This is a genomic window from Maricaulis sp. (assembly GCF_039978735.1).
Classification (GTDB): Bacteria; Pseudomonadota; Alphaproteobacteria; order Caulobacterales; family Maricaulaceae; genus Maricaulis.
The window spans coordinates 173,188-190,388 of sequence record NZ_JBDWAS010000014.1 but is presented as its reverse complement, the minus strand read 5'-3'; the positions used below and the strand labels follow the sequence as shown (position 1 = coordinate 190,388).

The 17,201-nt window shown below is 65.5% G+C and carries 16 protein-coding genes; 9 read left to right on the top strand and 7 right to left on the bottom strand.

Annotated features, from left to right (window positions below; genetic code table 11):
* Nucleotides 1-16: 16 nt before the first annotated feature.
* Entirely contained in the window at nucleotides 17-331 is a 315-nt protein-coding gene (locus tag ABJO18_RS04600) for a transcriptional regulator (RefSeq protein ID WP_348508178.1), read from the bottom strand.
* Between the two features lie 17 nt (nucleotides 332-348).
* Complete coding sequence (locus ABJO18_RS04595; RefSeq protein WP_348508179.1) at nucleotides 349-693, bottom strand: type II toxin-antitoxin system RelE/ParE family toxin; 345 nt, start codon at nucleotides 691-693, stop codon at nucleotides 349-351.
* A gap of 164 nt (nucleotides 694-857) precedes the next feature.
* Between ABJO18_RS04595 and ABJO18_RS04590 the strand changes: the two genes are divergently transcribed.
* From ABJO18_RS04590 to ABJO18_RS04580, 3 genes are all read left to right on the top strand, one after another.
* Entirely contained in the window at nucleotides 858-2,738 is a 1,881-nt protein-coding gene (locus ABJO18_RS04590; RefSeq protein ID WP_348508180.1) for an ABC-F family ATP-binding cassette domain-containing protein, read from the top strand.
* Nucleotides 2,739-2,833: 95 nt separating this feature from the next.
* A complete protein-coding gene (locus ABJO18_RS04585) occupies nucleotides 2,834-5,137 on the top strand; it encodes a pentapeptide repeat-containing protein (protein ID WP_348508181.1) in 2,304 nt (767 codons plus the stop codon).
* A 200-nt stretch (nucleotides 5,138-5,337) separates the two neighbouring features.
* Nucleotides 5,338-5,646: a hypothetical protein gene (locus ABJO18_RS04580; protein WP_348508182.1), complete on the top strand. Its 309-nt coding sequence runs from the start codon at nucleotides 5,338-5,340 to the stop codon at nucleotides 5,644-5,646.
* Nucleotides 5,647-5,661: 15 nt separating this feature from the next.
* Here the strand turns inward: ABJO18_RS04580 and ABJO18_RS04575 are convergent, their stop codons facing one another.
* From ABJO18_RS04575 to ABJO18_RS04555, 5 genes are all read right to left on the bottom strand, one after another.
* On the bottom strand, nucleotides 5,662-6,342 hold the full coding sequence (locus ABJO18_RS04575) for a hypothetical protein (protein WP_348508183.1): 681 nt from the start codon (nucleotides 6,340-6,342) through the stop codon (nucleotides 5,662-5,664).
* A gap of 67 nt (nucleotides 6,343-6,409) precedes the next feature.
* Nucleotides 6,410-6,802: an I78 family peptidase inhibitor gene (locus ABJO18_RS04570; RefSeq protein ID WP_348508184.1), complete on the bottom strand. Its 393-nt coding sequence runs from the start codon at nucleotides 6,800-6,802 to the stop codon at nucleotides 6,410-6,412.
* A 19-nt stretch (nucleotides 6,803-6,821) separates the two neighbouring features.
* The gene (locus ABJO18_RS04565) at nucleotides 6,822-7,157 is read right to left on the bottom strand and encodes an I78 family peptidase inhibitor (protein WP_348508185.1); all 336 of its coding nucleotides are present in this window, start codon (nucleotides 7,155-7,157) and stop codon (nucleotides 6,822-6,824) included.
* Nucleotides 7,154-7,606: a DNA polymerase III subunit chi gene (locus ABJO18_RS04560; RefSeq protein WP_348508186.1), complete on the bottom strand. Its 453-nt coding sequence runs from the start codon at nucleotides 7,604-7,606 to the stop codon at nucleotides 7,154-7,156. Before ABJO18_RS04560 ends, ABJO18_RS04565 begins: the two co-directional genes overlap by 4 nt.
* A gap of 254 nt (nucleotides 7,607-7,860) precedes the next feature.
* Nucleotides 7,861-9,345, bottom strand: coding sequence for a leucyl aminopeptidase (locus tag ABJO18_RS04555; protein WP_348508187.1), 1,485 nt, complete (start codon nucleotides 9,343-9,345; stop codon nucleotides 7,861-7,863).
* Between the two features lie 123 nt (nucleotides 9,346-9,468).
* Between ABJO18_RS04555 and lptF the strand changes: the two genes are divergently transcribed.
* The 6 genes from lptF to rsmA all read left to right on the top strand — a co-directional run bounded on the left by lptF (nucleotide 9,469) and on the right by rsmA (nucleotide 17,190).
* Nucleotides 9,469-10,608: an LPS export ABC transporter permease LptF gene (gene lptF, locus ABJO18_RS04550; protein WP_348508188.1), complete on the top strand. Its 1,140-nt coding sequence runs from the start codon at nucleotides 9,469-9,471 to the stop codon at nucleotides 10,606-10,608.
* Nucleotides 10,605-11,702, top strand: coding sequence for an LptF/LptG family permease (locus tag ABJO18_RS04545; protein ID WP_348508189.1), 1,098 nt, complete (start codon nucleotides 10,605-10,607; stop codon nucleotides 11,700-11,702). Before lptF ends, ABJO18_RS04545 begins: the two co-directional genes overlap by 4 nt.
* Nucleotides 11,703-11,786: 84 nt before the next feature.
* Nucleotides 11,787-13,979, top strand: a complete 2,193-nt coding sequence (gene lptD / locus ABJO18_RS04540; RefSeq protein WP_348508190.1) for an LPS assembly protein LptD — start codon at nucleotides 11,787-11,789, stop codon at nucleotides 13,977-13,979.
* A gap of 69 nt (nucleotides 13,980-14,048) precedes the next feature.
* Entirely contained in the window at nucleotides 14,049-15,329 is a 1,281-nt protein-coding gene (locus tag ABJO18_RS04535) for a peptidylprolyl isomerase (protein ID WP_348508191.1), read from the top strand.
* Nucleotides 15,329-16,336, top strand: coding sequence for a 4-hydroxythreonine-4-phosphate dehydrogenase PdxA (gene pdxA / locus ABJO18_RS04530; RefSeq protein ID WP_348508192.1), 1,008 nt, complete (start codon nucleotides 15,329-15,331; stop codon nucleotides 16,334-16,336). Before ABJO18_RS04535 ends, pdxA begins: the two co-directional genes overlap by 1 nt.
* Nucleotides 16,333-17,190, top strand: a complete 858-nt coding sequence (rsmA, locus tag ABJO18_RS04525; RefSeq protein WP_348508193.1) for a 16S rRNA (adenine(1518)-N(6)/adenine(1519)-N(6))-dimethyltransferase RsmA — start codon at nucleotides 16,333-16,335, stop codon at nucleotides 17,188-17,190. The genes pdxA and rsmA overlap by 4 nt, the downstream gene beginning before the upstream one ends.
* Nucleotides 17,191-17,201: the final 11 nt, after the last annotated feature.

The following is a 17,201-nucleotide window of genomic DNA, read 5'->3' as shown; positions in this document are numbered from 1 at the left end:
GCGCGGCAGGGCGCCGTCAGGCCACGCGCACTTGCGGTGTCACGTCATCAGCCTCGTTGAGCGCCCGCAGCACGCCAAGCAGGCTGTTGAGCCCCGGATTGCCGGACGGGCTGAGCATCCGCATCAGGCTTTTGCGCGGTGTGCCGGTCAGGGTTTCAAGCCTTTCAAACCCTACGGTCGCGTTGACGTAGTCGCGCAGCAACGCTTTCCCGGTCGCTGCATCGCCAGCCAGCATCGCCTCCAGCGCTTCGCGATACATCGCCCTTCGAAAAGCCGGATCGCTCTGGACCCGCGCTTTCACCATCATCCTGAAATCCCGGGTGAGTGGCATTGAACTGCTCCGCGTATTCATAGGCCCGCCCGCTGCTTGCGGGCCCTGTAGTCAGCCCATAGCCGCTTCGCGCGCTCGATATCCGCCTTCTGGCGACGCTTGGTGCCGCCACACAGCAGGATGACAATTTCCGGCCCGTCGAACCCCATATAGACCCTGTAGCCCGCTTGCCAGTGTATGCGCAGCTCGGTGACTCCGCTGCCGACCGGCTCAAGGTCACCCAGGCCGCGGGCCAACCGTACCAGGGCCGTCGTCACCTTCGCAGCAGCATCGGGCTTCAACGAGTCAAACCAGTGCTGGAACGGGCACGCCCCCGCGGAGTCTTCGTAGACGACCAGTTGTCGACCGTTCCCGACGCTCATATTGGTACCGCATAAGTTACCATTACTCAATACACCATATGAGAGCTTTTTCGATAATACTATTTATACGTGTATTTTGATATATGAAAGCCTGCGGACCAACAGCCCCACCCATCAGCCTTTCCGGATTGATCGGCTCGCCGCTCCGCGCTAACGGCCTTCCCATGTTGCACATCAATGACCTCACCTACCGCATCGAAGGCCGGATGCTGTTCGACCAGGCGACGCTCTTTCTGCCGGCCAAGGCCAAGATGGGTCTGGTGGGGCGGAACGGCACCGGCAAGTCGACCCTGTTCCGGCTGATCCGCGGCGAAGCCGTTGCGGAGAGCGGCGATGTGCGTGTGCAAAAAGGCGTGCGCGTCGGCTCGGTCGCCCAGGAAGCGCCCGGCGGCGAGGAAACGCTGATGGATGTAGTGCTGGCCGCCGATAGCGAGCGCGCCGCCCTGCTCGCCGAAGCGGAAACGGCAACGGATCCCGACCGGATCGCCGAGATCCAGACGCGGCTGGCCGATATCGAGTCGCACACGGCCGAGGCCCGCGCCGGCTCGATCCTGTCGGGTCTGGGCTTTACCGGCGAGGAACAGCAGCGCCCCTGCCGCGAATTCTCCGGCGGCTGGCGCATGCGCGTCGCGCTGGCAGCCACCCTGTTCGCCCGCCCCGACCTCCTCCTGCTCGACGAGCCGACCAATTATCTCGACCTGGAAGGCGTGATGTGGCTGCAGAGCTATCTGAAAACCTTCCCCGGCGCCGCCCTGGTGATCTCGCACGACCGCGACCTGTTGAACGGCGCGATGCAGAAGATCGCCCATCTCAAACAGGGCAAGCTGTCCGTCTATGAAGGCGGCTATGACGATTTCGAAAAGGCGCTGGCCGAGAAACAGCGCCTGCAGATGAAGCTGGTGGAAAAGCAGGAGGCCGAGCGCCGCCACCTGCAAAGCTTTGTCGACCGGTTCAAGGCCAAGGCCTCGAAGGCGAAACAGGCCCAGTCGCGGGTGAAGCGGCTGGAAAAGATGCAGGTCGTCGCCACCCAGGTGGAAGACCCGGTCGCCCCGTTCGACTTCCCCAATCCGCAGCGCCGCATGGCGCCGCCCATCGTGCGCATGCTCGACGTGTCGGTGGGCTATGAGCCGGGCAAGCCGGTGCTGCGCGATATCAGCCTGAATATCGACACCGAGGACCGGATCGGCATTCTCGGCCGCAATGGCGCGGGCAAGTCGACCCTGGCCAAACTGCTCAATGACCGGCTGGACCCGCTCTCGGGCCATCTCAGGAAGCACAAGAAGCTGGAGATCGCCTTCTTCGCCCAGCACCAGATCGACGATCTGTCGCCGGACATGTCGGCCTATCAGCACGTGATCGAGCTGATGGAGGACGCCACCGAGGCCCAGCGCCGCGCGCGCCTGGCCCGGTTCGGCCTGCCCGGCGACCGCCAGGAAACGCCGGCGAAAAACCTCTCCGGCGGCGAGAAGGCGCGCCTCCTGTTCAACCTGATCACGTTCGGCGGCCCGCACCTGCTCATCCTCGACGAGCCGACCAACCACCTGGACATGGACAGCCGCGCCGAGCTGATCAACGCCATCAATGCCTATGAGGGCGCCGTGGTGCTGATCACCCACGACCGCCACATCATCGAAAGCTGTGTCGACCGGCTCTGGGTGGTCGGCGACGGCACGGTGACGCCCTATGACGACGATATCGAGACCTATCGCCAGTCCCTGCTGGGCCGCGTCGCTCGCGACGCCCGGGGCAAGAAGCCTGCGCCCGCCGACGAGAAGTCGCAGCGCCGCCGCGACAAGGCCTCGCTGCGCGAGACGCTGAAACCGCTGAAGACCGCAGCCGCCCGCTGGGAAAAGGAAGCCGAACGCCTGCGCGGCGTCATCGAGATCATCGACAAGGGCCTCGCCGCCCCCGGCCTCTACGAAAAAGACCCCAAGACCGCCACCGACCTCCAGATCAAGCGGGCCAGGGCCGTCGACCTCCTCGACGCCGCCGAACTCAACTGGCTGGAAGCCGCCGAAGCGCTGGAGACGGCACAGGCGGAGTAGCGCTCGCGGGCGAAGCCCCACTCAACGTCCGATTGACCCGCCCCGTGAACCACGCGAACCTCGAGCCCTCACAGCTCAGGATCGCAGGGCAGCGCATGACGGGGACAGGGGATAAGGAAGCGGAGAAGGCGGCGCGCGAAGCGGCGTGGTGGAAGCGCTGGTGGGCGCATGATTTCAGCTGGGAGGGGTTGGCGGGAAAACGCTGGATTGGCTGGTCCGTGTCGTCCAACGGTCAGTGTGTGGAGACGCAATCGGCGCCTGACGGATCCAGGCCCGCCACGCTGCAGGATTACTTCCGCTGGGATCCGGATACGAAATGGCTGCGGCCGGATGAGTATCTGTTCAGAGCCGGACTATTGATCATCAGACCACGTCAACCCGACTTTCATATTCTGCACCTGCCCCAAGCCTATGAAGATGGCACCGCAACCTTCAAGGCCGAACTAGATGCCGGCGCGTGGGCCGAGCTGGAAACCGAAATATCCCGCCTCCTGTCCAAGAGCGGTCCGACCGACAAAGCCATCGGCGGCGAAAATTGCGCCGCACCCGACCTGCGCGCGCAAGTAACAGGCGCCATCCTGCGCGCTTTCCCCCGTCCGCCTGCCCCGGAGAAAGACCCGTCCCTGCACCTCGCCGCTGCGTTTTCGGCTTTCTTGGTAAGAGCAAACGCCGAAGGCCTTGAGTTTGGATCGCTGGCTGACTTTTCCAGAGCACTATTCTGCTCGCAGGCCAGCTTTTCCAGAGCGCGATTCTCCGGCGGAAACGCCGACTTCGCAGGCACTCAATTCTTAGGTGGAGACACTTACTTCGCAGGCGCGCAATTCTCCGGCGGAGACGCCAGCTTCGTTGACGCGGAATTCCCCGGCGGACGCGCCGACTTCTCCAACACGCAGTTCTCCGGCAGAGATGCCAACTCCTCTGACGCGCAATTCTCCGGCGAAACGGCAAGTTTCATCAACGCGAAATTCTCCGGCGGAGACGCCAGCTTCTACAGCGCGGAATTCTCCGGCGGAGATGCCGACTTCTCCGATGCGCAATTCTCCGGCGGAAACGCCGACTTCTATTGCGCGGAATTCTCCGGCGGAAATGCCAACTTCTCCAGCGCACAATTCTCCGGCGGAGACGCTGACTTCTACGGCGCGGAATTTTCCGGCGGAGACGCCAATTTCGTCGACGCGAAATTCTCCGGCGGAGATGCCAACTTCGTCGAAGCGCAATTCTCCGGCGGAGATGCCAACTTCTTCGACGCGCAATTCTCCGGCAAAATCGCCAGCTTTATCAATGCAGAGTTCTCCGGCGGGGATACCGACTTCTCCGACGCGGAATTCTCTGGTGGAAACGCAATTTTCTTAGGTGCATTCTTCTCGCACGAGGCGAGTTTCAGGGGCGCCCATTTTCTCCGATCCTGCGAATTTGGTCGGTCGGATCAACCACGCGCCAGGAAGCCGCAACCCGGCGCCCAATTTCGCGGACGGCTGAACCTGCGCGGCGCCTATTTCAAAGGCTTGGCGGATTTTTCGTACGTCCGGTTTCCGGAGAAGGCCGAGGATCGGAACAGCGCCTTTGAGGGCGCGCGGTTTTTCGAGCCGCTGGATCTGAAAGGGGTCGAGCGCCTGCCCTTTTCCGCCTTTCACGGCATCCGGCTGGACAAGGGTCTGCTGCTCGACAGTCACCATCCCGAACGCGACCAGTTCGATCAGGCGCTCGCCGACGCCGAAGCGGCGATTGCCCGTGATAGCGCGCGTGATCCAGAACATGCTGATCACGACGCCGAGCGCTCCGGCGCGGATGCGCGCTATGCGGCGCTGGAGGCTGGCTGCCGGGCACTCAAGGAAGCCATGGCAGCCGATGGCGACCGCAAGCGGGAGCAGGAGTTTTTCAGCCATGAACTCGCCGCGCGGGAAAGGCGAGTACGCCACCGGCTTGAAGAATTGAAAGCTGGAATCACGGGATTGCGCAGTTGGCTCAAGGCCTGGTCGGTTCGCGCGGAACTGACGGCCTCGCAGGCGTATCGCTTCTTCAGCGGTTATGGCGGCTCCATCCTGCGGCCGCTGGTGACACTGCTCGCAAGCTTCCCCTTGGTGGCAGTGACACTGGGCTTCCTCACATGCGCATTCGCACTCGCCGGGAACGCTCAGCTGTCCGATGTATGCTTCGGCTTGGAGTGCGGGCCGACTATGCACCCGATTGCAAGCAATACGCTGGAAGCCGCCTTCCGCGGCATGCTGGGCCCTTTCCGCTTGCTGCTGGGCCGGGGCGAGCCCTTCGCCTATCTCGGCGACACCGCCCCGGTCTTCCGGGGGCTTGTGACCCTGGTCATGCTGCTGCACGGCCTCGTCTCGTCGGCGTTGATTTTCCTGTGGCTGCTGGCCTTGCGGCGGCAATTCCAGATCAACTGATCCGGCGAAGCGGCGCTAACCCCTTGTTGCGCCAAACGCCTATCCGGTTAATCGATCCTTAAGAGTCGATTTATACAATATTACCCGAAATCAGCCGAGGTGCCTGAAACCATGCCTGCCGACTGCCTGTCGAGCCCTGTGAACGGTGAACCGGTCTGCGTGAGCGGACGGGGCGGCGTGTGCCGGGCGGGAGGTGCGGCATGAAGATCGATCCGCCGGTTGCGGCCCCGATCTCGCTGGCCCGGGTGCGCAAGATGCGCGCCCGCACGCATCCGCGCGGCGGCGATTTCCGTCAGGAAGTGCCCACCCATGCGCCCGAAGTGATGCATGTCGATGCGCTGGCCCCGGCCGATCCGGACAGTCATGAGCCGCCGGAATTCGACGATGTCGAGATCACGCGCGACGATGCGCTGGAAACCGCCCGCGACATCGCCCACGAACTCGCCGCCCTCACCCTGCCCATCGCCAACTGGCAGGCCAGCCGGGTGCACCACCTGTTTCATCCGTAAGAGCCGGAGCGCGTCCTAGTCCGGCATGTTGGCCGGGTCGAAGAAGAGGGCGAGCACGATGGCGGCGAGCGTGACCGGTTCGCGCAGCGTGTCGTCTTCGCCGGGCAGATACATGCGCGACTGCATCACGCCGTAATCCATGCCGCCGACATCCACACCGTCATGCCGGATGACATAGCCGGGCACGCGGCCGGACGGGAAGGCCACGCCGGACAGGCGCTGGGTCTCGAAGGTCAGCGTGGTGCCGTTGTGATGGAATTCGCCGGCGCGCTCATTGCGCCCCAACCCCATCAGACCGCGCCGTTGCAGCGCCAGCTCGAAACGGCTGTCCAGCGCTTCGCCATTGCGGGTGAAGGTGCACGAATAGACGAGGTCCTGCCTGTCGAAGGTGATCCAGGCCAGGCGCAGCTCGCTCTCCCCGCCGGAACAGGAAATCTCCAGCGGCACCTCGCCGAAACTGCCGCCGGTCACGGTGAGGTCGGCGCGGGTGCGGCGGCGTTCGGAGACGCCGAACAGGTTGCGATAGGAGCCCATGCCCGACCAGGTGCCGCCCAGCTCGTCCGCCTGCCAGCGATTCTGGCCGTCCTGGCGGCTGTAGCGGATCTCGACTTCCTCGGTGCGCCCGGTGATCGGCGTGTCGTCGGCCTGTGCGCCCATCAGGGCTGCCGACGCAATCAGTGTGTGAAGCAAAGCCATGATATCCCCCCGGTCCTGGCCAAGGGGATCATAGCGCCGCTGCTTACGGGTTCAAAGCCGGCCCGGATCAGCCGCAGGCCATGCTTTCCACGATGTCGTTCTCGTTGACGCGGATGGTCAGCCGGTCGGGGCGGTAGTCCATCGTCACCGGCGTGTCCGGGCCGACGACGCGGTAGTTTTCCGGCATCGCGTTGCGCGGGACATTGACCCGCGGCTCGCCGACAAAGTGCTGCAGGTCTTCCATGCCGCAATCGCCGGTGATCGGCGGGCGCACGGGATTGGCGTCGACATCGCCGGCATCTTCCAGCGGCGGCAGGGCCGGCGCGGCATTGCCTGTGTCTGCGGACGGGTTGCCGGCGATCTCGGGATAGGGTGCAGGCGCCGGTGTTTCACCGCCGCGCGTTGTCAGGGCACAGCCCGCCAGGAAACAGGCAATCAGCAGGGAAAGACGGGTTTTCATCGCACGCTACTCGACCGGGTCAGCCACACCAGGGGCGTAGAATGACGCCCGATTCGGTCAGGTCAAGGTTGAGCCGCGCCGGACGGTAGTCTTCGGTCACGGCGGTGTCGGGATAAATCAGCCGGACATTGCCGGACAGGCTGGCCAGATCGACCTCCTCGACCTGCTGGCCGACGAGATAGCCCATCTGCGTGGCACCGCAGGGGCTGGTGTCCGGCGCGGCGATATCGCCGTCCATGTCCCCATCCATATCCGGCGGCGGCAGGGCCGGGCCGGACGGCCCCATCCCGCTGCCCCCGCTGGAACAGGCGGTAACGGCCAGGGCGGCGAGCGCGGCGAGGACGATATGTTTCATGCCTTTTTCTCCCATCTGCCCTCGGGAGACTGGCGCCAGTAGGACACGGTGCGTCCGTCGGCGGCCGCCTTCTTCCAGAGCGCGCGGGCATCCTGGACCGAGGCCTCGTCATGCCCGTCGAACATGACAATCATGCGTTCGAACCCGTCCGGATTTTCCGGTTCGGCTCCGTCGAGCAGGAAAAGGCACTGGGCGCCGTTGGGATTGGCTTCGTCCTCGGCCAGCAGGACGGGCTGTCGTGCCTCCTGCCCCGCCCCCGCCTGGCCATGCGGCGTGAAACTGTCATCGCGCCAGCTCCACAGCCACTGGTCCAGGGCTTCCAGACGCCGCGCGTCCGGCGAACGCACCAGCGCCCGCCAGCCCCGCGCCAGGGTCTTTTCCAGCAGTTCGGGAAGAACGTCTTCCAGGGCGGAACGTTCCAGATGGTAGAACCAGAGTTCGCCGCTCATCGCCCTCTCCTGCATCTGAACCCGGGGTCCAGTGGACAGTATAACAATGCCGGTGTCATCCCGGCCCCCCGCCTACGCGGGCACAAGCTTCTGGCCCGCACAGGCGGGCCGCAGGGCCGGGACCCATAACCGCCGGACGTGGGAAAGCGTGGCTCCGCTGCCGGCGTCAGCTGGTCAAAGTGCGGGCGTATAGGTCCCGGACTTCCGCCCGGCACAAGGCCGGGCATCCATCCGGGATGACATGAAAGCCGGGCCTAGCCCTCGTGATTGTCGCGCACGAAGCGGTCGAGGATGCGCACGCCCCAGCCGGTGCCCCAGCTCGGCTGGCGCGGATCGTCCTTCGGGCTCATGCCGCCCATCGCCGTGCCGGCAATGTCGATATGGCACCACGGGCGCTCATTGACGAAGCATTTGAGGAATTCCGCGGCCGAGATCGAGCCGGCCAGGCGGCCCTCGCCGACATTCCTGATGTCGGCATTCTTGGTCTCGATGTGCTTTTCATAGTCCGGGCCCAGCGGCATCCGCCACACCGGCTCGTCGCTGTCATTGCCCGCCTTGGACAGGTGATCGGCGATCTCGTCGGAATTGGTGAAAATGCCGGCGCGGGTATTGCCCAGCGCGATCAGCATGGCGCCGGTCAGCGTCGCCAGGTCGATGATCAGCTTCGGCTTGAACCGGTCCTGGGAATACCAGAGCACATCGGCCAGCACGAGACGGCCTTCCGCGTCGGTATTGAGGATCTCGATCGTCTGGCCGGACATGGAGGTGACGATGTCGCCCGGGCGCTGGGCATTGCCGTCGGGCATGTTCTCGACCAGGCCGACAATGCCGATGGCATTGACGTTGGCCTTGCGGCCGGCCAGGGCGCGCATCAGGCCGACCACGGCGGCCGAACCGCCCATATCGCCGCGCATCTCGTCCATGCCGGCACCCGGCTTCAGCGAGATACCGCCACTGTCAAAGGTCAGGCCCTTGCCGACGAAGAGCAGCGGGGCATCGCCCTCCTTGCCGCCATTCCACTTCATGATGGCGATCTTGCTCTCGAACTCCGACCCCTGGCCGACACCCAGAAGCGCGCCCATGCCCAGCTCGGTCATGTGGACCTCGTCGAGGATCTCGATCTCGAGGCCGAACTCGGCCAGGCCCTCGATCTTCTTGGCGTAGGTTTCCGGGTTCAGCACGTTCGGCGGCAGGTTGGTGACGTCGCGCGCCAGGTCGACCCCGTCGGCCACAGCGCCCCAGCTCGCCCATTCCTTGTCCGCCGCAGACGTGTCGTCGACGACGATGGAGACGGTTTCCAGCGAGGGCTTCTGGTCGTCCTTCAGCTTGGTGCGGAACTGGTCGTAGCGATAGGCGGCCAGACGGGCACCCAGCGCAGCGCGGGCCGCGCCCTCCGCATCGGTCTCGCCATTGAGCGCGACGGCGACATTGGTCTCGCCGCTGGTCAGCAGCAGCTTGGCGACGGCCGCACCGGCCTTTTCCAGCGTCGAGGCCGAGCGCTTGTCCTTCTCGCCCAGGCCGAACAGCACGATGCGGCTGTTCTCGACCCCCGACGGCGCCACGATTTCGAGCGTCTGGCCCGGCTTGCCGGAGAAGCGCGAAGCCGCCACGGCCCGCTTCACGGCGCCCGAGGTCGCCCCGTCCAGCGTCTCGGCCGCAGCCGACAGGCTCGCGCCCTCATAGACCGGCACGGCGATCGCTCCGGACGTGCTGGCGGCAGCGGCGAATTCGATTTTCATGGCTTCCCTCTCCGGTGTGGCGAAGGCCCGGACATGTCAGCCGGGCGCAAAAACATATGTCGCGGAAGTGGTATCCGATCACGACGTGAGATAGAAGGCGGATCGCGCAGCACAAGCCGGATCATGATTCTCGTTCAGCGGTATTTCTTCAAGCAATTGCTCTGGCCCTTCCTGACCGCGGTCGGGGCCTTCGCTGCACTGGCACTGCTCACGCAGTCGCTGTCGAATGTCGATCTGGTCTCCGGCTATTCGGAAACTGCACTGACCTTCATCAAGATCACGCTGCTGGCGCTGCCGCATCTGACCGCCCTCCTGGTACCGCTCGCACTGTTCGTCGCCGTGCTGTCGACGCTGAGCCGGCTGTCCGGCGACAGCGAGCTGGTGGTGACGCAGGCCTCGGGTCTCGGCCGGTTCGGCATGATCACGCCGGTGCTGCGCCTGGCGGTCTATGTGATGATCGCCAACCTCGCCATCAACCTCTTCGTCCAGCCGGTTTCCTATCGCGAGATGCGCCGCTCGCTGCACGAGCTGCGTTCGGATGTCGCCGCCAGCCTGATCACGCCCGGCGCCTTCACCCAGCTGGGCGATGGTGTGACCATCTATGCCCGCGACCGCGACCGGTCCGGCCGCATGCAGGACATCCTGATCGACGATACGCGCGGCGAGGAACAGTCGACGCTGACCGCGCGCGAAGGCGTGGTGGTGCGCACCGACGACCGCTCGGTGATGGTGCTGATCGACGGCAATCGCCAGCAGATCGACGAGGCCGGCGAGCTGTTCTACGGCTCCTTCGACCGCACCGAGTTCGATCTGGGCGAGTTCATCGGCCCGGTCGACGCCATGTTCTTCAAGGAAAGCGACCGCTTCCTGCACGAGCTGATCTGGCCCGATGCCGGCACGATCGCCCGTACCGGCGGTCCCGAACGGGCCTGGGCGGAAGCGCATTACCGCCTGTCGGCACCGCTCTACAATATCGCCTTCGCGCTGATCGCCGCGGCCGCCTTCCTGGCCGGCGATCATTCGCGCATGGGCCATTCGCGCCGCGTGATGATCGCTGTGGCAGCCGGCATGACGATGCGCCTGGTCGGCTTCGGCGTGCAGTCGGCCAGTGCCGACGACAGCGCCATGAATGCCATGCAGTACATCATTCCGCTGGCGGGCATTGCCGGTGCGTTGGCCGTGATCTACTGGCCCGCCCGCCGCCGGCCCAAATACCCGCCAGCCGAAACCGCCCCGCTCGCCGGACCGGAGGTGACCGCATGACCGGCGGCCGTCTCAATCGCTACATGCTGACCCAGACGCTGAGCGGGCTGGGTCTGGCGCTGCTGACCATCACCACGGTGATCGTGCTGGTCGATTTCGTCGAACAGTCCCGCGCCATCGGCACGCGGGTCGATGTGTCGACGCTCGACCTTCTGGGTCTGACCCTCCTGAAGACGCCGCTGCTGCTGGAAACCACCCTGCCCTTCATCTTCCTGTTCGGCATCCTGACCTCGCTCTTCCGCCTGAACCGCCGCTCCGAACTGATCGTGATGCGCGCCTCGGGCATGTCGGCCTGGCGGATCCTGACGGCGCCGATGCTGTTTGCCGTCGTGGCCGGCGTGATCGGCGCCACGGCGCTCAACCCGCTGGCCGCCGCCGGCAATGCCGAATTCCAGCGCCGCCGCGACGCCCTGATGAATGTGCGCCAGACACCGGGCGTGGAAGAGCCAGTCTGGCTGCGCGAGACCACGGCCGACGGCTTCACGGTGATCTCCGCCATGGCACTGGAAGAGAACCGCCAGGAAGTCCGGCGCCCGACCTTCTATCACTTCTCGCTGAGCAATGACGGCGTGCCCAGCCTGGAACGCCGCATAGACGGCGCCACGGCGCAGCTGATGGACGGCTTCTGGGAGGTCTCAGACGCGATCGAGCGCCTCCCCAATGAAAGCGCGCTGGAACTCGGCATGATCACCCTGCCCACCCAGATCAACCGCCAGGCGCTGTTCGAGCGGGCACGCTCGCCGCAGGGCGTGTCCTTCTGGGATCTTCCGGGCCTGATTGCCACGGCCCGCGATGCCGGTCTGGCGACCGCGCGCTACGAGCTGCGCTGGCACGGCCTGCTGGCCCTGCCCCTGACACTGCTGGCGGCCACACTGATCGCCGCCGCCGCAACGCTGCGCCTGCACAGGCTGGGCGGTGCCGCGGCCTTTGCACTGGTCGGCGGGCTGGCCGGTTTCGTGATGTTCTTTTTCCAGGAAGTCCTCAGCTCCTTCGGGGCGACGGGCGCCCTGCCGCCGCTGACGGCCGCCTGGGCGGCACCGGCAATCACCGCGCTGATGGCGCTGACCTATATTGCGTCGACCGAAGACGGCTGACGGCATGGACGCGGGCGACGGGTTCGGCTAGTCAGGTTCGATCCGTTCGGCCGGGGTTCGGGACAGATCAAGGGGATGACGCGCATGGCGTCACAGGTTCGCCGCCTCGCGGCAGTTTTGTTGAGCACGACGGCGCTGGCGATGGCGGCTCCTGCCCAGGCGCTGGCGCAGACGCCGGAACCGTCGGACCCGCCCATCTACCTGGAAGCCGACCGGATCGACGATCTCGCCGAGGGCGGCTATGTCGCGCGCGGCAATGTGCGCGTACGCCAGCAGGACCGCACGCTGATGGCGGACGAGCTGGAATACCACCCCGAAAGCAATCGCGTGATCGCCCGCGGTCATGTCGTGATCATCGGCCAGGGCCCCTACCCGCAATACGCCGACGAGGTCGAGCTCGATTCGGCCCTGTCCTCGGGTATCGCGCTGGGCTTTGCATCCAGGCTGGAACGCAATGGCCGCGTCGCGGCCGCCTCGGCGATCCGCGACGAGAATGCGTCGATGACGCTGCGCGACGCCTACTACACGGCGTGCGAGCTGTGCGAGAACGGCGAAGGCAATCCGACCTGGCGTCTGCGGGCCCGCCAAGTGCACCAGAATGCCGAAGAGCAGATGATCTATTACCGCGATGCGCGGCTGGAGATCCTTGGCGTGCCGGTGCTCTACGCCCCGGTCTTTGCCCATGCGGACCCGTCGTCGGAGCGGCGCTCGGGCTTCCTCTTTCCCAAGATCGGCGTCTCTTCGCGCCTCGGTTTCGTCTACCAGCAGCCCTATTACTGGTCGCTGTCCCCGTCGCAGGACATCGTCATCGCCCCGCGCGTGATGACCAATGTGAATCCGCTTCTCTACACCGAGTATCGCAAGCGCTTCTGGTCGGGCTTTACCGAGTTCGAAGCCAGCGTGACGCGCGAAGCGGAAATCGACAGTGACGGCGAACGCTTTGGCGAAGAGGAGTGGCGCTGGCATGTGTTCGGCGGCGGCCGTTTCGAGATCAATGAGGACTGGCGCTGGGGTTTCGGCATCCAGCGTGCCTCCGACGATCTTCACCTGCGCCGCTATGATTTTTCCGAACGCGCCAAGGATCTCGGCCAGCCGATCGAGGCGGTGAACCGCCAGCTGGTCAGCCAGCTCTTTGTGGAAAACCGGACCCGGCACCGCTATGGATCGGTACTGGCGGCGACCTATCAGTCGCTGCAGACCGTTGTAAACGACGACACCCTGCCTCATCTGGCGCCGCAGATCGATGTGACGCAGATCGTCGATGCGCCAGATGGCTGGGGCCGTGTCTCGCTCAATGGCAATGCGACGCACCTGACCCGCGAATTGGGTTCAGACTATACCCGCGCCAGCGCGACGGCCGACTGGCGCACGCGCTGGATCGCCCCCGGCGGCGTGGTGGTCGAGCCCTTCGCGCTGGGCCGTGTGGACTATTACAATCTCGCCGACCTGCCTGTGCAGGCAGGCCAGGACGACACCGACAGTTTCACGCGTGCGCTGGGCCTGGTGGGTACAGAATTCAGCTGGCCCTTCTATCGCCCCGGCGAACAGGTCGACTGGGTGATCGAACCGGTCCTGTCGCTTGTGGCGGCGACTGATGACCCGGAGCGGAACCGAATTCTCAATGAGGATACGCTGTCGACCGATCTGGACGAGAGCATGCTGTTCGAGCCGGTCCGGGCATCGGGCTACGACATCTGGGAAGAAGGTACGCGCGCCAATTACGGCCTGCGCGCCACGGCTTTCTGGGGTGAAACGGGCCGTTTCCGCGCCTTCGCCGGCCGCAGCGAGCGTTTCGACGGCGACGCCGCCTTCGGCCCGACCAGCGGGCTGTTCGAGGAAAGCTCCGATTATGTCGTCGCCGGCGAGATCGACATCGCCCAGTTCTCGGCCGAGATCCAGACCCGCCTCGACACCGAAGACTACGACGTCAACACGCTGCAGGCGGCGGTATTCTACCGCGGCGACCGGTTCAGGGCCATGCTGGGTTATCTGGATACCAGCGATGACGCCGCCATTCGAGGACCGCAGCGTGAACTGCGTGCCGATGTGCTCGTGCGCATGACCGACCGCTGGAGTGCGGTGGCGCGTGTGACCCGCGACATCGACCTCGATCTGTCGCGCCGCCAGGAGACCGGCTTCATGTATCGTGACGAGTGCACCCAGTTCGAGATTGTCTATCAACGCGAGGATCTGGGAATCCAGAGCCTGGGCCCCTCGGAATCGATCCAGTTCCGGATTACCCTCTTCACCCTGGGCAGTCTGGATCCCGACCAGTAACGGTGTCCCGTGATTGCGCCCCTGCCGAGTTTGAGTAATGTTCCGCGCCGAACCGAAATGCGATTGCTTATGACCGCCAAGAACTTCGTCTTCGCCCTGTTTGCCGCCCTGACGGTGTTGCCCGCCATGGTGCTTGCCGGTGGCGCACATGCCCAGTCGACGACGGAGGGCGTCGCCGCGCTCGTCAATGACGAGCCGATCACCACGGTCGATGTGCGCAACCGGATGCGCCTGATCATTTCGAGCTCCCGCATTCCCCAGATCGACGAACAGACGCTGGCCCGGATCCAGGACGATGCCCTGCGCGGCCTCGTTGACGAACACCTGCAGATGCAGGCCGCCCGGCAATACGAGATCGAGATCGAAGACGAGGAAATCAACAATTCGCTTCTGGATCTGGCGGCCCGGAACAATACAACACTCGACGAGATCCTGGCCGATCTGCAGAATTCCGGTATCGATCCGTCGACCCTGCGCAGCCAGATCGAGGCGGAAATCGCCTGGCAGATCCTGGTCAATGGCCGCTATGGCTCACGCATCCGGATTTCCGAACAGCAGATCGAACTGGCACTCGAACGGCTCGTCGCCAGCGCCTCGCAGCCGCAATACTACATCTACGAGATGTTTTTCGAGGTGCGCCGTCCCGGTCAGGAACAGGAAACCCTGCAACGGGTCATCAATGTGATGAACCTGCTGCAGCAAGGCGCGTCCTTCCCGGAACTGGCCCGGCAGTTTTCCGATGCGAGCTCGGCCGCCGCCAACGGAGAGATCGGCTGGGTCGCGCTGTCCGAATTGCAGCCGGAAGTCGCCGCCATCATGCCGCAAATGCAACGGCAGTTCGAGCAGTCCGGCGGCCGTGGTGCCCTGTCAAATCCGGTCCAGGTCCCGGGTGGCTTCATGGTCATTGCACTGGTCTCCGTGCGCGACGGCACGACCTCAGTGCAATATGATCTCGTGCAGATCACCGTGCCCCAGAGCGCAGCAGCGGACGATACGCGCAGCCGCCTTGAGCGGGCGCTGCAGGACAATCCGCAGTGCGAGGCCAGCGAGGCAATCGCCGAGCGTATCGACGGTGCCATCCACACGCCCCTCGGCAGCATCGGCGCCGACGCCATGCGCGACGAAATCCGCCAGGCGCTGGAACCGCTTGATGCCGGCGAGAACACCGGGGTGATCGATACGCCCGCCGGCCTTACCGCACTGATCGTCTGTGACCGCTCGATCACCGGCCCCGGCGTGCCCAGCCGCGACGATGTCGAATCGCAGCTGCGTGGCCAGCAACTCTCCCTGCTCGCGCGCCGCTGGCTGCGCGATCTGCGCCGCGACGCGACCATCGAGATCCGCGAGTGATGACAGCGCGCTCACCCATCGTCGTTTCGATGGGTGATCCGGCCGGGATCGGCCCCGAGATCATCCTGAAAGCCCGGGCAGAGCTGGGAACATCCATTCCGCTGCTCGCCCTCGGCGACCCGGGCGTTTTCGCCAGTACCGCTGCCCGGCTCGGCCTTCCGGGGCCGGCCATTGTCGACGCTCCGGACGCTCAGCTTCCCGGCGACCGTCTCGCCGTTTTCCCCACGCCGCACACCTGTTCCGCACCCGTCACGCCCGGCCAGCCCGATGCGGCCCATGCGCGCGCGATCACGTCCGCGATCGAGACCGGTGTCGCCCTGTGCCGCGACAGCAAGGCTGCAGCCCTTGTCACCGCGCCGATATCCAAGGCCGTGCTCTACGAGGCCGGCTTCAGCTTTCCCGGTCACACCGAATATCTCGCCGAACTGACCGCCGAGGCTCCCGTCGAGGGCCCGCGCGGCCCCGCCATGATGCTGTCCGGCGGCGGGCTGCGCGTGGTGCTGGCGACGATCCATCTCTCCCTGCGTGACGCAATTGCGGCGCTGACGCCCGAGCGGATCGCCGGGATTGCCCGCCTGACCCATCATGCGCTCATCCGCGATTTCGGGATTGCCGCGCCGCGGCTGGCTCTGGCCGGCCTGAACCCGCATGCGGGCGAAGGCGGTGCCCTGGGCCGCGAGGAGATCGAGATCGTCAATCCGGCCGCCGCCGCCCTGCGCGCCGAGGGGATCGACATCACCGACGCCCTGCCGCCCGACACAATGTTCCACGCCGAGGCCCGCGCACAATATGATGCCGCGGTCTGCCTTTATCACGATCAGGGCCTGATCCCGGTGAAGACGCTGGACTTCCATGGCGGGGTGAACATCACGCTGGGCCTGCCGATCGTGCGGACCTCGCCGGATCACGGCACCGCCTTCGCGATTGCCGGACAGGGCGTGGCACGTCCCGACAGCCTGATCGCGGCGATCCGACAGGCCGCAGAGATTGCGGAGCACCGCCGATGAACCTCGACGCCCTGCCCCCGCTGCGCGACGTCATCGCCGCCCACGGGCTGGGCGCCAACAAGGCGTTCGGCCAGCACTTCCTGCTCGACCTCAATCTGACCGGCAAGATTGCCAGCCTGGCCGGCGACATGTCGGCGGCCCACGCCGTCGAGATCGGTCCCGGCCCCGGCGGACTGACCCGCGCCATCCTGGCAGCCGGGGCGAAAACCCTGACCGTGATCGAGAAGGACAGCCGCTTCCTGGGCGCGCTGGGCGAGATCGGCACGGCCAGTGGCGGGCGTCTCGACATCATCGAGGCCGATGCGCTCAAGGTCGACGAGGATGCCAGCCTGCCGCGCGACGGCGCGCGGATCATCCTGTCCAACCTGCCCTACAATGTCGGCACGCTGTTGCTGATCAAATGGCTCGAAGCGGAGCCGGTGTGGTGGTCGCGCGCGGTGCTGATGTTCCAGCGCGAGGTCGCCGACCGCGTCGTCGCGGCGCCGGGCACAAAGGCCTATGGCCGCCTCGCCGTGATCTCCCAGGCGCGCTGTGATGTGCGTATGGGGCTGAAAGTGCCCGCACGGGCCTTCACCCCGCCGCCCAAGGTCGACAGCGCTGTCGTGGTGCTGGATCCGCTGCCGGACGACAAGCGCTTCGCCGATGTCGAGGCGCTGGGCATTGTCACCGCCTCGGCCTTCGGCCAGCGCCGCAAGACGCTGCGCCGCAGCCTGGCACAGGCCGCCGGGCAGACGAACGCCAGCGCGGAAGATCTGCTCATCGCAGCCGGCATCGATCCGGGCGCACGGGCGGAAACGGTGGATGTGGCCGGGTTCCGGCGGCTGGCCGAGGCCTGGCGCGCCGCGAAGGGCTGAGGCCCTGTCGC